The 17,170-nt window shown below is 54.5% G+C and carries 15 protein-coding genes; 11 read left to right on the plus strand and 4 right to left on the minus strand.

Going from position 1 to position 17,170, the window contains the following annotated elements:
* The first annotated feature begins 36 nt into the window (after positions 1-36).
* The 3 genes from HDF14_RS25240 to HDF14_RS25250 all read left to right on the plus strand — a co-directional run bounded on the left by HDF14_RS25240 (position 37) and on the right by HDF14_RS25250 (position 3,720).
* A complete protein-coding gene (locus tag HDF14_RS25240) occupies positions 37-546 on the plus strand; it encodes a GNAT family N-acetyltransferase (protein ID WP_183981528.1) in 510 nt (169 codons plus the stop codon).
* Between the two features lie 587 nt (positions 547-1,133).
* Entirely contained in the window at positions 1,134-2,549 is a 1,416-nt protein-coding gene (locus HDF14_RS25245) for an MBOAT family O-acyltransferase (protein WP_183981529.1), read from the plus strand.
* Positions 2,524-3,720 (plus strand): hypothetical protein, encoded by a 1,197-nt coding sequence (locus HDF14_RS25250; RefSeq protein WP_183981530.1) that lies wholly within the window; start codon positions 2,524-2,526, stop codon positions 3,718-3,720. The genes HDF14_RS25245 and HDF14_RS25250 overlap by 26 nt, the downstream gene beginning before the upstream one ends.
* A gap of 414 nt (positions 3,721-4,134) precedes the next feature.
* Here the strand turns inward: HDF14_RS25250 and HDF14_RS25255 are convergent, their stop codons facing one another.
* Positions 4,135-4,800 (minus strand): TetR/AcrR family transcriptional regulator, encoded by a 666-nt coding sequence (locus HDF14_RS25255; RefSeq protein ID WP_183981531.1) that lies wholly within the window; start codon positions 4,798-4,800, stop codon positions 4,135-4,137.
* 106 nt (positions 4,801-4,906) lie between these two features.
* Here HDF14_RS25255 and HDF14_RS25260 point away from each other — a divergent pair, with 106 nt between their 5' ends.
* From HDF14_RS25260 to HDF14_RS25270, 3 genes are all read left to right on the plus strand, one after another.
* Entirely contained in the window at positions 4,907-5,800 is an 894-nt protein-coding gene (locus tag HDF14_RS25260; RefSeq protein WP_183981532.1) for an NAD-dependent epimerase/dehydratase family protein, read from the plus strand.
* Positions 5,801-5,837: 37 nt separating this feature from the next.
* Positions 5,838-6,632 (plus strand): SDR family NAD(P)-dependent oxidoreductase, encoded by a 795-nt coding sequence (locus tag HDF14_RS25265; protein ID WP_183981533.1) that lies wholly within the window; start codon positions 5,838-5,840, stop codon positions 6,630-6,632.
* Between the two features lie 371 nt (positions 6,633-7,003).
* Positions 7,004-7,561: an RNA polymerase sigma factor gene (locus HDF14_RS25270; protein ID WP_183981545.1), complete on the plus strand. Its 558-nt coding sequence runs from the start codon at positions 7,004-7,006 to the stop codon at positions 7,559-7,561.
* A gap of 546 nt (positions 7,562-8,107) precedes the next feature.
* Here the strand turns inward: HDF14_RS25270 and HDF14_RS25275 are convergent.
* From HDF14_RS25275 to HDF14_RS25285, 3 genes are all read right to left on the minus strand, one after another.
* Entirely contained in the window at positions 8,108-9,166 is a 1,059-nt protein-coding gene (locus HDF14_RS25275; RefSeq protein WP_183981534.1) for a dipeptidase, read from the minus strand.
* A 298-nt stretch (positions 9,167-9,464) separates the two neighbouring features.
* Positions 9,465-11,567 (minus strand): M13 family metallopeptidase, encoded by a 2,103-nt coding sequence (locus tag HDF14_RS25280; RefSeq protein WP_183981535.1) that lies wholly within the window; start codon positions 11,565-11,567, stop codon positions 9,465-9,467.
* Between the two features lie 369 nt (positions 11,568-11,936).
* Entirely contained in the window at positions 11,937-13,766 is a 1,830-nt protein-coding gene (locus HDF14_RS25285) for a DUF885 domain-containing protein (protein ID WP_183981536.1), read from the minus strand.
* A 131-nt stretch (positions 13,767-13,897) separates the two neighbouring features.
* Here HDF14_RS25285 and HDF14_RS25290 point away from each other — a divergent pair, with 131 nt between their 5' ends.
* The 5 genes from HDF14_RS25290 (at position 13,898) to HDF14_RS27040 (ending at position 16,332) form a co-directional block, all read left to right on the plus strand.
* A complete protein-coding gene (locus tag HDF14_RS25290; RefSeq protein WP_183981537.1) occupies positions 13,898-14,806 on the plus strand; it encodes a ferritin-like domain-containing protein in 909 nt (302 codons plus the stop codon).
* Positions 14,807-15,027: 221 nt separating this feature from the next.
* Complete coding sequence (locus HDF14_RS27025; protein ID WP_260698587.1) at positions 15,028-15,351, plus strand: glycosyltransferase; 324 nt, start codon at positions 15,028-15,030, stop codon at positions 15,349-15,351.
* 46 nt (positions 15,352-15,397) lie between these two features.
* On the plus strand, positions 15,398-15,781 hold the full coding sequence (locus HDF14_RS27030; protein ID WP_260698588.1) for a hypothetical protein: 384 nt from the start codon (positions 15,398-15,400) through the stop codon (positions 15,779-15,781).
* 47 nt (positions 15,782-15,828) lie between these two features.
* A complete protein-coding gene (locus tag HDF14_RS27035) occupies positions 15,829-16,002 on the plus strand; it encodes a hypothetical protein (RefSeq protein ID WP_260698589.1) in 174 nt (57 codons plus the stop codon).
* Complete coding sequence (locus HDF14_RS27040; protein WP_313899692.1) at positions 16,003-16,332, plus strand: glycosyltransferase; 330 nt, start codon at positions 16,003-16,005, stop codon at positions 16,330-16,332.
* The last annotated feature ends 838 nt before the right edge of the window (positions 16,333-17,170 follow it).

Raw genomic sequence — 17,170 nt, forward strand, 5'->3', positions numbered from 1 at the left:
CAAATTGATCACATACTTAACTTCACTGGTGTATTTATGACAACTCATGTTGCTTCTCCCGAAGGAGCACTAGCGCAGAAACTCTATTCGCGAATCGCTACAGCTCAGGACCTCGATCGCATAGTCACCTTTATCAATCGTGCGTTTGCTGACGAGAATCCATACCTATTAACAAATCGCACAGATCCCGAAGAAATCATAAGCCTGATGCAAAAAGGGCATTTTCTGTTACGCGAAGAGGCAGGAAAGCTCGTTGGCTTGATTTACGGCGAGATCCGTGGGCACAGCCGAGGCTATTTAGGACTTCTGGTGGTTGAACCCACGAAACGCCGAGACGGGATCGGAAAGCAACTGCTTGTGGCGGGAGAGGATTTTTGTCGACAGCATGGTTGCCGATTTGTTGAAGGAACCGTGATCAATCGGCGACCCGACTTACTCGAGCGCTACAAACGTCGTGGCTTTCGTGTCGTGGGCGAGACCCCGGGTGACCGGTCTGATCACGTACAAGGAGGCTACAGCCTCATCTTGATCGAGAAGGACCTGTGAATAAAACTATATTGTTAGTTAGCTTGCTCATCTTCCGCTCTCACGCCCAAACGCAAACCTCAGGCAACTAGGTGATTTTTATTTATTAACCTTCCATCTCTCGCAGCCTGAACTTCGGATGACCCTTCCGGATTTTGGTTTGAAGGAATGGCAGATCGATGACGCTGAACAGTCCGGGATTCGAAGCAATCAGTTTAGCCAAAAGATCATACCGCAGGCTAAGAGATGTCGCCCATCAAGCGCATGCGACTGGCGCCTAGCGCGAGCCGTGTCGCCTGGTCGCGCTCTCTTCCGAGGCGCTTCATCAGCAAAATTCCTGCCGTGCATCCGGTTTCTTTAGAGCGGCATACCATATGACAATTTGTAGACAATCATCAGATGATGCAGTGACACCTTAAAAAACATTAGTTGCTAACTTTAGTATTAGCCGCATCCGGGCTGTATTTTTATTCGTTCGAAGGTGATACCGTCAGCGAGGCTCGTTGCTCTTACAGCCGCGGTGCCCCATCGAACTGGACAACGAAAACTCCTCCGTCTGGTGCCACACTTCCCCACGCGCGCCAGACGGAGCATCCTAGGGAACCTGAGTGATCTTTAATTCTTTAATTTTTGTCGTATTCTTCGCCATTGTTCTCGTTCTCCATGCCATGCCCTTTTCCTGGCGAGCCAAGAAGGTAGACCTCCTCCTCGCCAGCTACATCTTCTACGCGGCCTGGAATCCACCCTTTGTCATCCTTCTCTGGCTATCCACCGTGGTGGACTGGTTTGCCGCGCGCGGTCTCCAACAGGCAGAAGAGCAATGGAAGCGCCGTGCCTGGATGCTGCTCTCCGTCGTCGTCAGCCTCGGCCTACTCACTTACTTCAAATACGGTCACTTCCTACTCGATAACTTTGCCCACCTGGCCTCGCTCGCGGGCTTTCGATACGCGTCGCCGAAGTCGAACATCGTGCTGCCCATCGGTATCTCGTTCTACACCTTCGCCACGATGTCCTACACCCTGGACATTTATCTGCGCCGCGCGACCCCGGCCCGAAGCTTCCTCGACTACGCCCTCTTTGTTACCTTCTTTCCTCATCTCGTAGCCGGACCAATCATGCGTCCCACGGAGTTGGTCCCTCAATTTGAGGTCCCTCACAGAGCTACATCCGACCAGCTGCGTTTCGGCTTAGCTTTGATGACCCTGGGTCTGTTTGAGAAAGTAGTGCTCGCTGACGGCTTCCTTGGCCCCGTGGTAGACAAGCTCTACAACGGCATTGCCATTCCAGGCTTCGTCGATTCATGGATCGCAACTTTTGCCTTCAGCGGTCAAATATTCTGCGACTTCGCCGGATACTCCGTCACCGCTATCGGTGCCGCACTGTGTCTCGGGTTCGCCCTCTCTGACAACTTCCGCTTTCCTTACGCCGCCGTCGGCTTTACTGATTTTTGGCGCCGCTGGCACATTACTCTCTCCGCCTGGCTTCGCGATTATGTCTACATCCCTCTCGGCGGCAACCGTCACGGAGAGGTACGCACCTACTTCTCCCTGCTGGCCACTATGTTGATCGGTGGCCTCTGGCACGGCGCCAGTTGGACCTTCGCAGTCTGGGGAGGACTCCACGGCCTCTATCTTGTCGCCGAAAGGTTGCTGCGCAAGCCGTTCTCAGGTTACCGCCCAGGATGCGCAGCGACAGCGGCCCTCGGACTGTTCACCTTCCTTCTGGTCAACATCGCCTGGGTCTTCTTCCGAGCCAAGACCTTTCACCAAGCTATCCTGATCCTCAGCGGTATGTTCGGCAGGAACACACACGCCGTACCCGTCCTTTCCGGGATCTACCTTCTCACAACCACGGTGATCATCAGCTGCCTCGTGTTGGCACACTGCTCCATGCGCAGCCAAACTCTGGAAGCAGCCATCGCTCGCGTTCATCCCGCAGTACTCACCGCCTTGTGGACCACCATGGCCTTCGCAATCGTAATTCAACACGGAGAGAGCAATGGCTTCATCTATTTCCAGTTCTGAAGAGACCGTCCACCAAAAACAGGATGCCCTGCCCTCCGGCCTGCGGCTTACCGCAGCCAACCGCCCAGGCATGGCCCAACCAGTCCCCGAGCGCGATATCCCGCAACAGCCGTGGGGCGCCATGGCGATCGCGGTTACGGTTTTGCTCCTCCTGTTCACCTCCCTTTGGGAGTGGAAGATGCGCACGCTTGAGCTCATCCCCGGCGATCTTGGCAGAAATACTGACCGCTGGGCGGAGCTGCGAAAGGAGATAGATAAGCGCAACGTGCCCGTAGTCATCGTTGGCGACTCGCGCATCTTGTATGACAGCGACCTCGATCGCGCTACGCAACTCATCGGGGTTCGTCCGGTACAGCTGGGCATTCCCGGAACAAGCGGATTGCCTATCCTCCAAGACCTCGCCGACGATCCTAACTTCAAGGGCGTAGCCATTGTGGGCATGATGGAGTCGGCGTACTTCGATTTGACAGGCTCGCGAGAGCAAAAAGCGATTGATCTGGCTCGCTGGGAATCGCCCTCCAAACGCGGCTCTTTCCTGATCCAACGCGCGCTGTCTCATGGCCTGGCGATGCTCGACGACGACTATAAACTCAGCACCCTGATCTTCCGCCTCGATAGCGATTGGAGACAAGGGGTGAAAGGCCCGCGCCATGGCGTTTGGAAGCCCCAGGAAACCGGTTCCGGTGGGCAAGTCTGGCTCTGGCGCAGAATCGAACACGATCGACGCTTCAGCGAACATATACGTTATATCTGGGTTCATTATGAGGTTCCGCCCGAGCCGCTCGACGACCAGATCATCCGCAATATCTCGATCGGAACAAAGGTCGCGGTCGACAAGATTCGTGCTCGCGGGGGCGATGTAGTCTTCGTGCGCCCCCCTTCCGCGCCCGATGTACGCGAAGTGGAAGATAGACACATACCCAGAGCTAGGGGATGGGACGTAATTCTCGCCACCACTCACAGCAACGGCATTCACTTCGACGATCTTCCCGCGGCGCAGAATCTTACTCTGCCGGAAGGAGGCCACACTACCCGTGCCTGTGCTACCGTCTTCACCGACGCATATCTACGAGCTTTGGTCGGCAAAACCGCGTTTCTGCACCTGCAACTCGACGCACCCCCGGCCCTCTCCACCCGCAATTGCGTGCCACCGTCGCTAACGGTGCCCTAAGTTTATTTCACTCGCTTCAGCCTCGTTCGGTAGTGGCGAACAGCATAGGGAGAGCAAAACTCTCCCACCATCAATGCCTCGGTACGACGATTGTTGCTCGTCATCTAGGGACAGCAGATCCGCGCAGGAGTTTCCGCTTCGGCAGGTACGCTTTCGATATAGGAAGGGTTGAATTGGGGCCAAGCACCTGGGCACTTTTTTGAGTCGCGGCGCTCCCCAACATCTTTAGCGTATATAAATTTCCGTTTCTTGAAGTACCCCCGATGAGCATCCTGCCCTACTCTTAGAGGGATTAGTTCAGGCCTCACGACGGGTTGGCCAGGATGTACAAGCTTCAATTAAAGAGAGTTCTTATGGCAGTCAGGGTGTGGGAGTTCGTCTAGCCGGAAACAACCCAAACGTGCATACCCATGGTTACAAACAACTCGAGCCCAGCAAAACCAGCAAGCACGAGGCAGCGTGTTTTGCCTGTAGAGCGATAACTTTTGGGGTTGGCAGTTTTCCCCCATGTATAGCGTCTTCAAAGAGCGTAGCCCGTAGCAGGGCTGCGAAGGCTTCGGCAGCGTGGCCCGGGTTTCTTATTTGCCACCCCTCGGACCTTTTCCAGTGATTGAGGTATTCGACGAAGAGGCGATTCCGTCGCTCCACAGTCTCGCTTCGATATCGGCGTCCAAGCTCAGGAAAATCGCTTGCGTCTCGCGTGACCACTCGATAGAGATCCATCTGTTGCAGATCGAACAACCGCGTCAGATAATCGATGCCCGCAAGCGGCAATGCGGTTTGAGGCGGCTTCGTAAACCATGGAAACACAGTTGCCGAATCAGCATCGTTTCCGGCGGCTAATAACTCGGGAGACACGGTTTCGCAGGCCATTTGCATGACCGCGCTAAACAGATCGTCTTTGTTCTTGAAATGGCGATACACCGTGGTGATAGCTACTTCGGCTTTTTCGGCCACTCTGTCCATCGAGGTTTGAGCATACCCAGTGGCAAGAAACAACTGTCGTGCAGCGTCAACGATTGCAGCGCGCTTACGCTCCATGAGTGCAGCTTTCGGATTGTCATCGCTCCATGTTTTCATATAACTATCGTACGATAACGCCCGTTTGTTTTCAAACAACAACGGTCGTTATTATTTGAATCGGAGCTTGCAGGTGAACATCCAATCGGTGAAGGAGAGCTAAGCAATGAAATTTTTTCTCACAGGGGCTTCCGGGTACATCGGCGGTTCTGTCGCGCAACGGTTGATGGAATTGGGTCACGAGGTATTTGGACTGGTGCGCTCAGCGCAGAAGGCACACCAAATCCAGCAATTGGGGATCCAGCCGGTGATTGGCACCTTGGGCGATGCAGCTGTGCTCGCTGAGGCTGCCCATCTTGCTGATGCGGTCATCCACGCAGCAAATTCAGATGATCGTGATTCGGTCGAAACCTTACTCGGGGCGTTGGAGGGGAGTGGCAAGCTCTTCATCCATGTCAGCGGATCGAGCATCGTGGCAGACGAGGCGATGGGCGAATATGCCAATCCCGTTGTGTTCACCGAAGATACCAGCTTTGAGCCAGTTCCGAATCGTAAGCACCGTGTTGAGATCAATGATCTGGTTCGAACCGCAGGCATCGGCCGCGGAATTCGGACCGTCGTGATCTGCCCTCCGATGATCTATGGCCAAGGGCTCGGTCTCCAGAAAGAAAGCGATCAAATTCCCAAACTGACTACGTTCTCTCAACAGGTCGGTGCCGGTGTCTACTTCGGTAAAGGTCTAAACCGCTACTCCAATGTGTTCATCAGCGACCTCGTGGACCTCTTCGTCCTCGCCATCGAGAAAGCGCCTTCCGGTTCATTTTTCTTCGCAGAGAATGGCGAGGCTTCGTTCAAGGAGATTGCGGAACTGGTCAGCGTCAAGTTGGGCTTCGGTGGAAAGACCCAAAGCGTTCCCGTCGAGGTAGTGGTCGCACACTTCGGCGAGGCCGCTCGTTATGGGGCTGCGGGAAACAGCCGAGTGCAGGCCATAAATGCGCGCCGCCTTGGATGGACGCCGAGAGGCCCATCTCTTCAAGACGCAATCGAGCATGAACTTTAGTCTTCTTATCAACGTTAGCAAGAAAGGTACTTGCATTATGATTCCCTACAAAGGTAGTTATGTACTGATTACCGGCGCTTCTAAGGGGCTTGGAAGCGCCTACGCTAAAGCTCTCGCCCAGCGAGGTGCCAACCTCGTGCTGGTGGCGCGGTCTCTCGAACCGATGGAAAAGTTAGCAGTCGAGCTCCGATCCGAGCATAGCGTCCGCATTGAGACGATCCAGGCAGATCTCACCGACGTCTCCGCCCCCGCCCAGATTGCGAAGCGACTTACTGAGTTACAGATACGGATTGATCTTTTGGTCAATAACGCAGGCGCTGGGTTGAGTGGCCAGTTCCTTGGGCATACGGTAGAAAACGAATTCTTGCAGATCAACCTGAATGTGCAGGGCTTGGTAGCTCTCACACATCACTTTGGCCGCGAAATGGCCGACAGGGGCATGGGTGGGATCATCAATATCTCCTCCAACTCGGCCTTTCAGGCGGTTCCCTACATGGCAACGTATGGGGCAACGAAGGCCTTCATCCTTATGTTCACTGAGGCGATAGCAGAAGAGATGAGCAATACCGGGGTGCGCGTCATGGTCGCCTGCCCTGGCCCTACCGCAACTCAGTTCTTCGACCAAGCCCCGACAACTATGAAAGCGAGCGAGATGGACAGCGCACACTACGTTGCATCGAGAACCCTCAAGGATTTCGAGCGAGGCACTGTCGTGTCCTATCCCGGCAGGACGTCGGTACGCATTTTGACGTGGGCTGCTCGCTTGCTGCCTAGGTCGACAGCTGTCAAGATCGCGGCACTGTTCTCGAAGAAGATGGGCCTAGCGGATTAGCCGGACTGGAAGCCATCATTTTCCGTGAGCGTTGTATGCCCGAATGATAGGCATATCTCACATATGTAAACCACTTTGCTGTCACCGACAATCTAGCATGACCTCTTGCTAAACCTCTTGTCTTCACTCAAATGCAGTGGGGTATAAGGTTGATGGTCAGCCGATCGACGGTCCTATAGACAGTAGCGTGGCTTGGCTTCACCTAATGACCATCTACTGGAACGCCGTTTTCTACGGATGTTCATTCACTTTGAATCAACATGTTGTGTCTGTGCGTGTTGGCAAGATACCGTGCCGTGCACATGGCGACCCTGTCATCCAGTTTTACTTTGAGGAATTTTCTCAGCATCCGGTCTCATAAAGGTTTAGAAATGTCATTGAATACCAACGGCCCACCTGCCGTAGAAAGTGCTTACGTCGAACACATCGATGGATTATACGGCTATGCACTTGTACTCACTCGTAGTCGGAGTGAGGCAGATGATCTTGTCCAAGAGACGTATGTCCGCGCGATAGGAGCGATGGGACGCTTACGCGTTGACAGCAATCTGAAAGGCTGGTTATTCACCATCATGCGGAATATCTGGTTCAATCAATCGCGGCAACAGCGCCGCGCAAGACTAGTTCCCCTACCTGAAAATGAGAGCGCTATGCATATGGCGGAGACGACGGAGAATCCCTATGCTTTCTATGTAAGTAAGATGGAACGGGAGGTTGTGCGCCAAGCAATTCATCAACTGCCAGTGGATTTTCGCGAGATAATCTTATTGCGTGACTTCGAGGATTTATCCTATCAAGAGATAGCGACGAAACTGAACCGTCCCGTCGGAACTGTAATGTCGCGCCTGGCGAGGGCGCGAGCTAAGCTGCGCACGTTGCTTTCAGGCACCTTTATTATTTCCGATTTCGTTCGCAACGAGACGGAATGAGTCCTTGCGAAGAGCAGAAGGTCTTCTCAAAAAAACCATCAAGCATCTCAGCTCTTATCTCGAACGCAGTGGGTAGCGTACTCGATGTTCGTCGCCTGCGCATTGAAAAGAGCCCCTATTTGCAGCGACTTTGACATCAATCCGCTGCGAGGGCTCGGCACTCCTCATAAGCCTGTCGCGTTCGTAAGTCAGGATGCCACCGCGATTCGCAGCAATCAAGCCGGCCAAAGTGAATAGCCGCCATTCAACACTAATCCTAGCCACAGCAGGAATAAATTTCGGCTTGCCGTGTTTCTCTTAAGTAGATTGAAACGCGTTCGCCAGCGCCTCTTGGTTGCTGCCGTAGTTGCACCAGTCCAACGCAAGCCATCACGAATGGAGATCGCCGTAAAATGAAAATTGGCTTTATTAGTATGCCGCTCACGGTCATATCAATCCGATGATCGCGCTGGCCCGCAAATTGCAATCCCGCGGACACGAGATCGTCTTCATTGGGATTCCCGATGTCGGCCCCTATGCTCATTCCGCGGGGATAAGTTTTGTCGCCTACTGCGATGAGGAACTTCCCATGGGATCATCCGGCGGTATTCTCGCTCCTGCCGCAAAGCTACACGGCACGGAGGCAACGCGCTGGACGTCTTCGCCCGGCGCGGAGATGCCCTGCCTTCGCCGCTCCTTGATCTCGTCCGCAAATGACTTCTTGTACTCCGGCGTGAGCACAAGCGGAGAGGTCGCGCGGTCCGTGCCCATGCCCACATGATCCTCGCCGCAAACGTCGATCGCATGCTCGATATGCCGGATCACATCGTCAGCCATCGGCTGCCCCTGGCTGCGCAGAAATGGCATCAAATAAATACCTACATAACCGCCCTTGTCGGCGAGCTTACGCAACTCGTGGTCTGTCTTGTTCCGCGGATTCGGTACAAGCGCGGCGCAACCGGAATGCGAAATCGCGATCGGCGCCGTCGAAGCCTCGATCGCCTCCAGGGTGGTACGTTCGCCGGCATGGGCCAGATCGACCAGCGCCTTGCGTTCATTCAGTCGCGCCAACAGCTTGCGACCATAGACAGACAACCCGGCATTACCCGGCTCCAGGCAGCCATCCCCCACCAAAGTGCGCTTGTTGTAGGTCAATTGGAAGATACGGACTCCAAAGTTGCGAAAGGTATCGAGTCGGACAAGATCCTCGCCAAACGGATTCGTATCTTCGAAGCCGTAAATCAGGCCCAAGCGACCGGTACGTTTCGCTTCAGTAATATCCGCTGCATGCCGTACCAGCAGGAATACATCTGGATGCGCAGCGATCTCTGCATTCCAGTAAGCAATCGCGCGGACGGTTTCGTCATAACTGGCCGGACCGCCGACGATCAGATTGATGGCCGTCAAACCGGAGCCCCGCACATCATTAATCTCGGCAACGGTCAGTGGCGTATCCAGGGTGTCATTTTCCCCGCCAGGGGTACCGAGCGAATCGATCATGATCCCATGGCCGTAACTGGGCTGCGCTGGAGACGTAGTCTCCGCGAATGCGCGGCTAAACGTGCCGAGAAGTAACGCCGCGCTGGATACTGTTCCGAACAAGGTCAGAAATCTTCTTCGCTGCATGCTATTGAATCTCCAGTGAAACTTATATCGGGGTTTGAACCTTATAAACACCTAATCAAACAACTTATTCCCGAGGGCAACAGAGCGAAAGATAGACGAGGCGTCTCGAGGATGAGACTTCGCTCTCCCTCCTCAGCTCTCGCAGCAAACTGGTTCACTCAATCGCGCCAGTGTACGTCACAAAATACCCGTATTCCGCTTTAGCACTTTCTTATGATTCGAGGGCTTAAAGGCGCAAATGTATCAGCACAAGATCCAGTTGACGAAAGGGTCCAATCGGGCCGCTTCGCGGTCGCTTCTACCAGACGCGGCAGGATTTAACCGGCATCATGGGTTGTCCTACCTTGCAGCCAAACGCCTTACCGAATTCGTCAAAGTTTTGCACGGTGCCGTTGTCCCGCCATTCGAACGAGCTGTGCGTGTCCGTCTTTGCGTGCTCCCGGGCGTTCTGTTCGGTCTCGTTCTGGCACCACACCTGGCCGAAGGCGATAAAGAATCGCTGAGATGGCGTATAGCCGTCCTTCTTGCCGTCGCTGTAGCCAGCCAGTGCGCTTGGGTCCTTAGCCAGCGTCTCCTGCAAGGCCTGGAACGCGATCCGCAGCCCGCCGTTGTCCGCCGTGTTTTCCCCCAGAGTCAGTCGTCCATTCAGATTTTGCCCCTCGGCCACCTTGAAGCCCGAGTATTGGTCGGCGAGGCAATCGGTCCTGGCGTCGAACTGTTTCTTATCTTCGGCCGTAAACCAGTCTCGCGCATTGCCGTGCATGTCGAACTTCGATCCCTCGTCGTCAAACGCATGCGTCAGCTCATGGCCGATCACGAACCCGACGCCAGCGAAGTTCACTGCCGGATCCATGCTGTTTGAGTAAAACGGTGGTTGGAGCATGCCCGCAGGGAAGTTTATGTCATTAGTTTGCCAGTCGTAGTACGCGTCCACTGTGGCCGGCGTCATGTCCAACTCCCATTCCTGCTCATCCACCGGCTTGCCGAGTTTGGCCAAGTTGCGGTTCCGCTCGAAGACCGTGTCGCGCTGAAGATTGCCGACCAGATCGTCCCGCTTTACGGTCAGCGCGCTATAGTCGCGCCAGTTGGCCGGATAGCCTATCTTCTGTCGAATCGCATTCAACTTCGTCTCGGCCTCCTTCTTGGTTGCGTCGGACATCCATGGCAAGCTCTGAATGTCCTCGCCCAGCGCGCGTTCGAGTGTCGCCACTAATTTCTCCGTATTAGCCTTCGCGTCCGGAGGGAAGTTCGTTTTCACCCAATCCTGGCCCACGGCCTCACCCAGCGCGGCATCGGTCAATTGGGTGCAGCGCTTCCACCGCGGCTGCTCCTCCTTCTGCCCATTCAGCGTACGGTTGAAGAACGCGAAGCTCTCCTGCTCGAACGGCGTGGCCAGATACGGCGCCGCGCCATGCAACGCATGCCACCGCAGATAACTCTTCAGCGCCGGCAGACTCTCGGATGCGATCTCCTCGTTCCCCGTCTTAACGAAGTCTGGCGACTCCACATTCAAGGTCTTCGCGCTTCCCAAGCCGAGGCCATCCAGATACTGCTTCCAGTCATACTCCGGCGACAGCGTCTCGAGCTCCGCGACCGTCATGATGTGGTACTGCTTGGTGGGATCGCGCATATCCACGCGACTCATCGAACCCTTGGCAAGCACCGTCTCGATCCGCATCACGTCGGCTGCCTCATGCGCCGCTTTCTGCTCGGAGTCGCCTAGCAGAACAAACATTCTGGTCACATGCGCAACGTATTGCTCGCGCAGCTTCTGGCTCCGCGGATCGTCAGCAAGATAGTAATCCCGGTCCGGCAGCGTCAACCCTCCCTGCCCTGTCCCGAGGATCTGCTTGCTCGAATCCATCTCGTCCTTCTCCACGTTGACATCAAACAGCACCGTCCCGCCGTACTGTCTGGCCAGTTCCAGGCTCAGAGCCGTAATCTGCTTCCTCTCTTTTAACCCGTCGATCGCCCTCAGCAACGGCTCAAGCGACTTAGCACCGAGTTTGTCGGCCGCCTCGACGTTCATGCAGGCCGCGAAGTAATCGCCATACTTCTTCTGCAACGGCGTCGTCGGGGCCTCTGCCGCAGCCTTCAGATCTGTGTACAGAAGATAGCTATTGCGTTCCGTCAGTTGAATGACCTGGTTCCAGTGGGTCTGGTCGGCGGGAAGTGGGTTGTTTTTCATCCAGTTTCCGCAGGCGTACTGATAGAAGTTCGTACACGGGTCGGCGGTCTTATCGATCGCCGAAAGGTCAAGGCTCTTCAACTTTTTCGGCACCGACGTGGGACCGGCATCGAGATTCAGTCCTGAATCGAGGATCTGTCCGAATGCTGTTTTAGGAGCGAGATACAATCCACCGGCCAGTATCAGAAGCGGAACAACGTTTTGTAAGCGCATGAAACTCCTGGAAATAATTCAGACGAGAAGCCGAATCATTGAAATTAGGTCAGACGAAGAGACTCAGATTTTCTTGAGCGAACCTAGCTATCTTTAGGTACAACACGGTAAGCCCGCTTTTATTCCGACCGTTCGAAAGATTTTATTGCATTCCACTCGTCGCCAGGCGCATCGCCCCAAAAGTGACCCTTCCCCGGCCACCCACGCCGCTCGAAAAACAAATCGCCGGCGCCGAAGACAGCTTTAGCGCTTTCGCAATTCCGCAGGTGCGTAGCTATTTGGCGTATCACTCACCGCCTACCAACATCAAGAGCATTTTCGATGATGCCCGAAGCGGGAGGAGTGTTTCTTTGAAGGATTGGTTAGCACTTAATTGTCTAGGCTTCGAGGCCGCTCAGTTTCCCTTGTAGCGTGCGGAGGGAGTTTCTGGAGCGCGACCCAGTCTTGAATGCGTTCCTTAAGCACGTCCATTGGGAGAGCACCGCCGCCCAAGATTTCATCGTGGAAGGCACGAATATCAAATTTGTCGCCGAGTTGATCTTTGGCGTACTGACGTAATTCGAGAATCTCAAGTTGGCCGATTTTGTATCCTAAGGCCTGCGCTGGCCAGGCGATGTAACGGTCGGTTTCCGATTGAACGCTAACTTCATCCTCGGTCGAATGATCGTGGAAGAAGTCGACGACCTGTTGGCGCGTCCAATGCTTGGAATGGAGACCGGTGTCTACTACAAGGCGTATCGCGCGTAGCATATCGTCTTGAAGGTGACCGTAGTAACTATAAGGATCCTCAAAAAAGCCCACTTCTTTGCCAAGGTGCTCCGCGTAGAGCGCCCATCCCTCGCTGTAGGCCGTGTAATATTCGTTCTGGCGGAAGGGCGGCAGTTCCGGCAACTCCTGCGCAATGGAGTTTTGCATGTGGTGACCGGGCACACCCTCGTGATAAGCGGTTGTTTCAATGTCAAGCACTGAGCGCTTTTCAAAGTCTCCGGTATTAACCATCACGTGGCCCGGGCGCGAACCATCCAAAGCAGGAGGTTGATAAGAAGCGGCAGACGCTTCCTTTTCCCGGAACTCTTCCACCGGCAGTACTTCCAACTTGGCTTTAGGAAGACGGCCAAATAGACCCGGCAGCTTCGGATTCATCTGGTCGATATATTTGTTATACAGATCTAGAATTTGCTGGCGGGAGTGTGCGTGTAGTTTCGGATCCGCGGCGTTGGCGGCATCGAACGCTTTGAGGTCTTTGTACCCGAATTGAGCGGCGACATCCTTCATACTAGCTTCGATTTCCTTCACCTGCGCGAGTCCCAGCTGGTGAATCTGTTCAGGGGTGAGATCCGTTGTGGTACTTTCCTTCACTCGAAACGCATAGTAGTTGTCGCCATCAGGGAGCGACCAGACACCGACCTCCGTTCGCCCATACGGGGCATAGTCATGACTTACGAATTTTGCGAAGTGCGAATAGGCGGGAAGGACAGCATCTCGAATGGCGGCAATTCCCTGGTCTCGGATACGCGCTTGATCTTTCTCGGAGATGGATTTGGGGAAGTTCTTGAACGGTTTTGCAAAGGGAGAATCGCCGGGCATCTGGCTGGCAATCGCAGTGGCCTGATCGGCAACTTTCTCAAGAAGAAAACGGGGGGGCATTAATTTGTCGGCCACGCCCTTTCGCATCTGAACGATCGTCTGGTCGAGCCAGCGAGGCATTAGCTTCAGGCGAGTGATGTAGTCCTCGTAATCCTTGAGGCTTTGAAAGGAATGGATCAGCACCAGTTGCGGGAGATAGAGATGCACTCCGTTTTGCTGGGTCACGTTCATCTCCCACCCCTTGAAACGAGCGCCCTCCAGCGACATTTTAAGATCACGAATCATGAGGCGCTTGTTCAAGATCTCCTCTTTGGGGAAGCCTGTCGTGTCAATGGCTTCAAACCGTATCAGAAATTTCTGAGTTTCGACTAGATCCTTGTCGAGAAACTCTTGCGAAAAATCGGGCAACTTGTCGTTCCATCGCTTGTCCCCAAGGGAAGAGGCAAACAGTGGATTGGTGCGGAGGTTGTATTCCCATTGCTCGGCAAGAAGATTGTTGAGGGCTTTGCGTCGGGCATCCAGTTTGGGAGTGGTCTGTGCTGCTGCGCCCAGAGCGCCACAAAAAAAGAGAACGAAAGCAGTGATGCGAATGCGTTTTACAAGTAAAGGCATAGGCAAATATAACCGATCACTGATGTCTCCAAACTTAATACTTCCGACTGGTCGTAAATAATGAATCTCAAACACTCCTTAGCCACTCTACTAAATACGTACCGATTACGTATGAGGCCGGAGACGATTCAATGAACCGTATTGCGGAATTAGAGATGATGGCCGTTGAGCAGGCTGAGACGATGAAAGAACAGCGTGCAGTGAACCGCAGAAAGTTCATGATTGGGCTGGGTTTGGCCGGCGGGTCTGTTGGAGTGGGTCTGACGGGTTGCAGCGAACGCAACCAGACTCCATCTACCGTTCTAGCCGCGGGACCTTCGGAGACGGATATTCTGAACTTTGCTTTGAACCTTGAGTTTCTTGAGACGACGTTTTATTCCTTTGCGACGCAGGGTACGGACCTGCCCGCTTCGCTCATCGCAGGAAGTGGCCCAGTGACCGGCGCCCCGGCCGCTAAGCTGACTTTTATCAACCAGCAGATTACAGATGTACTGAATGAGATTTTCTTTGACGAGATGTCGCATGTTGCCGCTCTTCAGAACGTTCTCGGCAGCAGCCAAATCAAAAGGCCCGCGTTGAACCTTGCAGCGGCGGGGCAGGCGACGGGAGGGAATTTCATCACAATCGCGCGTCAGTTTGTGGACGTAGGCGCCAGCGCTTATGCTGGCGGTATCGCTCTGTTGACAGGCGCGAACCTTGCAACAGTCGCGCAGATCCTTCCGGTTGAGGGTTTCCACGCCGGAGCGCTTCGGCTTCTAGCTATTCAACAGGGACTTCCCTTTGCTCCGGCAGATGGATTCGATGTCCCGACCTCTGATCCCGGAGCACAGGTTCTAGCAACCCAAGGGCCGACGTCTGCGGGAGGCTTCTTTGCCACGGCAGGAACTTCCACAGCGACTGCCAGCGTCCCTGCAGGACTTGCTTTCACACGCAGTGCATCACAGGTTCTGCAGATCGTCTATAACGTTGCTGGTCAAACGGGCATTTCCAATGGAGGATTTTTCCCTGATGGCCTGAACGGCAACATCAAGACCACGTAAGAGTGGTCAATTGCTAAACATTACTGAGAGTAACTCCTGCACAGTAATCTCCTAAGCTGGCGAGCATCATCGGGAAGGGATGGCAATGTGGCGTCAAACTGCACATTGACTTGTCGCTCGTAATGCTTAGTGCGTGTTGCCGTGTTGCTGGTATCTCTTGGGTTCGGCCCGCAGCCGCTTCTGTCAGATGCGGTACAAACGAGAATGAAAAGAGTCTTGAAGTGAAAATTGGCTTTATCAGTATGCCGCTCACCGGTCACCTAAATCCGATGATTGCCTTATCCCGCAAATTGCAGTCCCGAGGACACGAAATCGTTTTCATCGGGGTGCCCGATGTCGGCCCCTACGCCTGCGCTGCCGGACTTGATTTCGTCTCCTACTGTGAAGAGGAGTTCCCCGCAGGATCATGCGCCAGCGCTCTCGCTCCAGTGGCGAAGCTTCATGGCACGGAGGCGACACGCTGGACAATTCAAGGGGCGGGCAGAGCTTTCTTCCAGATAGCATCGCAGCATCTGCCGGGCACACTCGCCGAAACGGGGGGTTGAGGCGCTGGTGCTCGACACTATCCACCTGTACCTCGAGGTCGTCCCTATGAGTTTAGGTATTCCGTATGCGCATGTATGGGCCATTTTGAATATCGACTTTTCCGGATCCACACCTCCTTCAGTCGTGCCGGGACTATACGAGGACACCTCGGCGGGGCGCACCCGAAATTCTGACGACCTGAAGAAGAATGACAACGCATTCTTTGGCCTCGTGCAACCTCTTGCAGAAGAATACGCTGAGCGGGCCGGCCTCAAGCTTAATTGGAGCGATCCCACTGCAACCGTCTCCAGGCAGGCTGTGGCCATAGTGTCGCAAACACCAAAAGAGTTCGACTTGCCGGGCATTCCCTGGCCCCCTGAGTTTCACTACGCGGGCCTTTCTTCGATGATGCGGGCCGCGAGCCTATCCCCTTTCCCTGGGAAAAGCTGAATGGCAGGCCTCTAGTCTATGCGTCGCTTGGAACCTTGGTGAACGGCATGGCGAGCATCTACAAAACCATCTTGGCCGCGGTTGGACGGGTGCCTGAGATCCAGGTTGTCCTCGTCAAAGGAAACAATATCGAGCTCAACGAGCTTGGCCCGATCCCATCCAACGTGATAGTCGTCGACAAAGCGCCTCAGCTTGAACTCCTCAAGCGTTGCGTACTCTGAATTACGCACGCCGGACTCAACACTGCCCTTGAATCGCTCGCACAAGGTGTTCCCATGATGGCCATCCCCATCGGCTATGACCAGTTCGGGGTAGCTATCCGCATCGCCTACCACGGAGTCGGCGAGTTTCTTGAAGTCGACGACCTCACCATATACGGTCTCCATGAGTTGATTCAGAAAGTCCTGCTCTATCCCGCGTATCGCAAGAAAGCACAGTACTTCAAAAACGTAATTGCGAAGCGCCGCGGGCTCGACGTCGCCGCCGAAGCGATCGAGCGCGCCTTCGAACGAGCCATCGAAAGCCGTCCTTCTGAGATCACCCGCGCATGAGGGCGGCCCCTCCCCAAATCGAATAGCCGCCAAAGTTCAATTGGCCGCCAGAACCTTGTGTGGGGGAGCATGAACTCTCCGCCGTTCGTTTGGAGGATTTCCAGCTGGAAAGGGCCGGAGGAGATCCGGAATAAGAGCAACATGGCATGAAGGGAACCGCTCTCACTCGATGCAGAAGCTCGACATCCAATACGAGTACCTAAAAAATTAATCGGATGCGATAGCAGAAACGATGCAGCGGTCATATCGATGGACAATGTGGATCGGGTGCATCGTCGATGGGTAGAGCATCCACCGGGTTATCCCATCGAAGCGATTGGCACCATACGTATGCTGCGTAATTATTTACGCAGCATACGTTCTAGAGGCATCTGTGCCTCAGATTATCCACGGAAGCCGATTTACAGAACAACATGAGCTCATGTGTATAGCGTTGTGGACAACTTAGAGAACAGCTCACTGAGGATATCCGGGAGGCGATTGGTCACTAAAGTACTTATCGAGAAGGGCTATCTGCTGAAACTTGGATGAAACTCACAACCGATTATGATTATCTTCGGCTCCTTGCTCCTACTCAACCCTGATCTCCACACTAACCAAAGTCTACGGGATCCAGCGGAGCCTCCGGCCTTATCTAATCAGAGCCCAAAATCCCGATGGGGACAACTGCCTCGTGACTTACGGACCGCCTTCGAAGTTCTTGATCAAACCCTCCTGTGGGCCGCGATATCTCTTCCCTTCCATCCTTCGCGATGGAGCGGCGCGAACGATGGGGCAGGAGAAGGGGGCAACGGAGTGGCCTCCGTTGCCCCTCTTGGGGTGTGAAGATGCCGCGCGG

Origin of the sequence: Tunturiibacter gelidiferens, from assembly GCF_014201335.1 — a bacterium.
GTDB classification, from domain to species: Bacteria; Acidobacteriota; Terriglobia; order Terriglobales; family Acidobacteriaceae; genus Edaphobacter; species Edaphobacter lichenicola_E.

Excerpts from the sequence above, each read along its gene's own strand:
- HDF14_RS25240 (WP_183981528.1), top strand. The coding sequence starts at position 37 with ATGACAACTCATGTTGCTTCTCCCGAAGGAGCACTAGCGCAGAAACTC.
- HDF14_RS25250 (WP_183981530.1), top strand. The coding sequence starts at position 2,524 with ATGGCTTCATCTATTTCCAGTTCTGAAGAGACCGTCCACCAAAAACAG.
- HDF14_RS25255 (WP_183981531.1), bottom strand. The coding sequence starts at position 4,800 with ATGAAAACATGGAGCGATGACAATCCGAAAGCTGCACTCATGGAGCGT.
- HDF14_RS25260 (WP_183981532.1), top strand. The coding sequence starts at position 4,907 with ATGAAATTTTTTCTCACAGGGGCTTCCGGGTACATCGGCGGTTCTGTC.
- HDF14_RS25265 (WP_183981533.1), top strand. The coding sequence starts at position 5,838 with ATGATTCCCTACAAAGGTAGTTATGTACTGATTACCGGCGCTTCTAAG.
- HDF14_RS25270 (WP_183981545.1), top strand. The coding sequence starts at position 7,004 with ATGTCATTGAATACCAACGGCCCACCTGCCGTAGAAAGTGCTTACGTC.
- HDF14_RS25275 (WP_183981534.1), bottom strand. The coding sequence starts at position 9,166 with ATGCAGCGAAGAAGATTTCTGACCTTGTTCGGAACAGTATCCAGCGCG.
- HDF14_RS25280 (WP_183981535.1), bottom strand. The coding sequence starts at position 11,567 with ATGCGCTTACAAAACGTTGTTCCGCTTCTGATACTGGCCGGTGGATTG.
- HDF14_RS25285 (WP_183981536.1), bottom strand. The coding sequence starts at position 13,766 with ATGCCTTTACTTGTAAAACGCATTCGCATCACTGCTTTCGTTCTCTTT.
- HDF14_RS25290 (WP_183981537.1), top strand. The coding sequence starts at position 13,898 with ATGAACCGTATTGCGGAATTAGAGATGATGGCCGTTGAGCAGGCTGAG.
- HDF14_RS27030 (WP_260698588.1), top strand. The coding sequence starts at position 15,398 with ATGAGTTTAGGTATTCCGTATGCGCATGTATGGGCCATTTTGAATATC.
- HDF14_RS27035 (WP_260698589.1), top strand. The coding sequence starts at position 15,829 with ATGGCGAGCATCTACAAAACCATCTTGGCCGCGGTTGGACGGGTGCCT.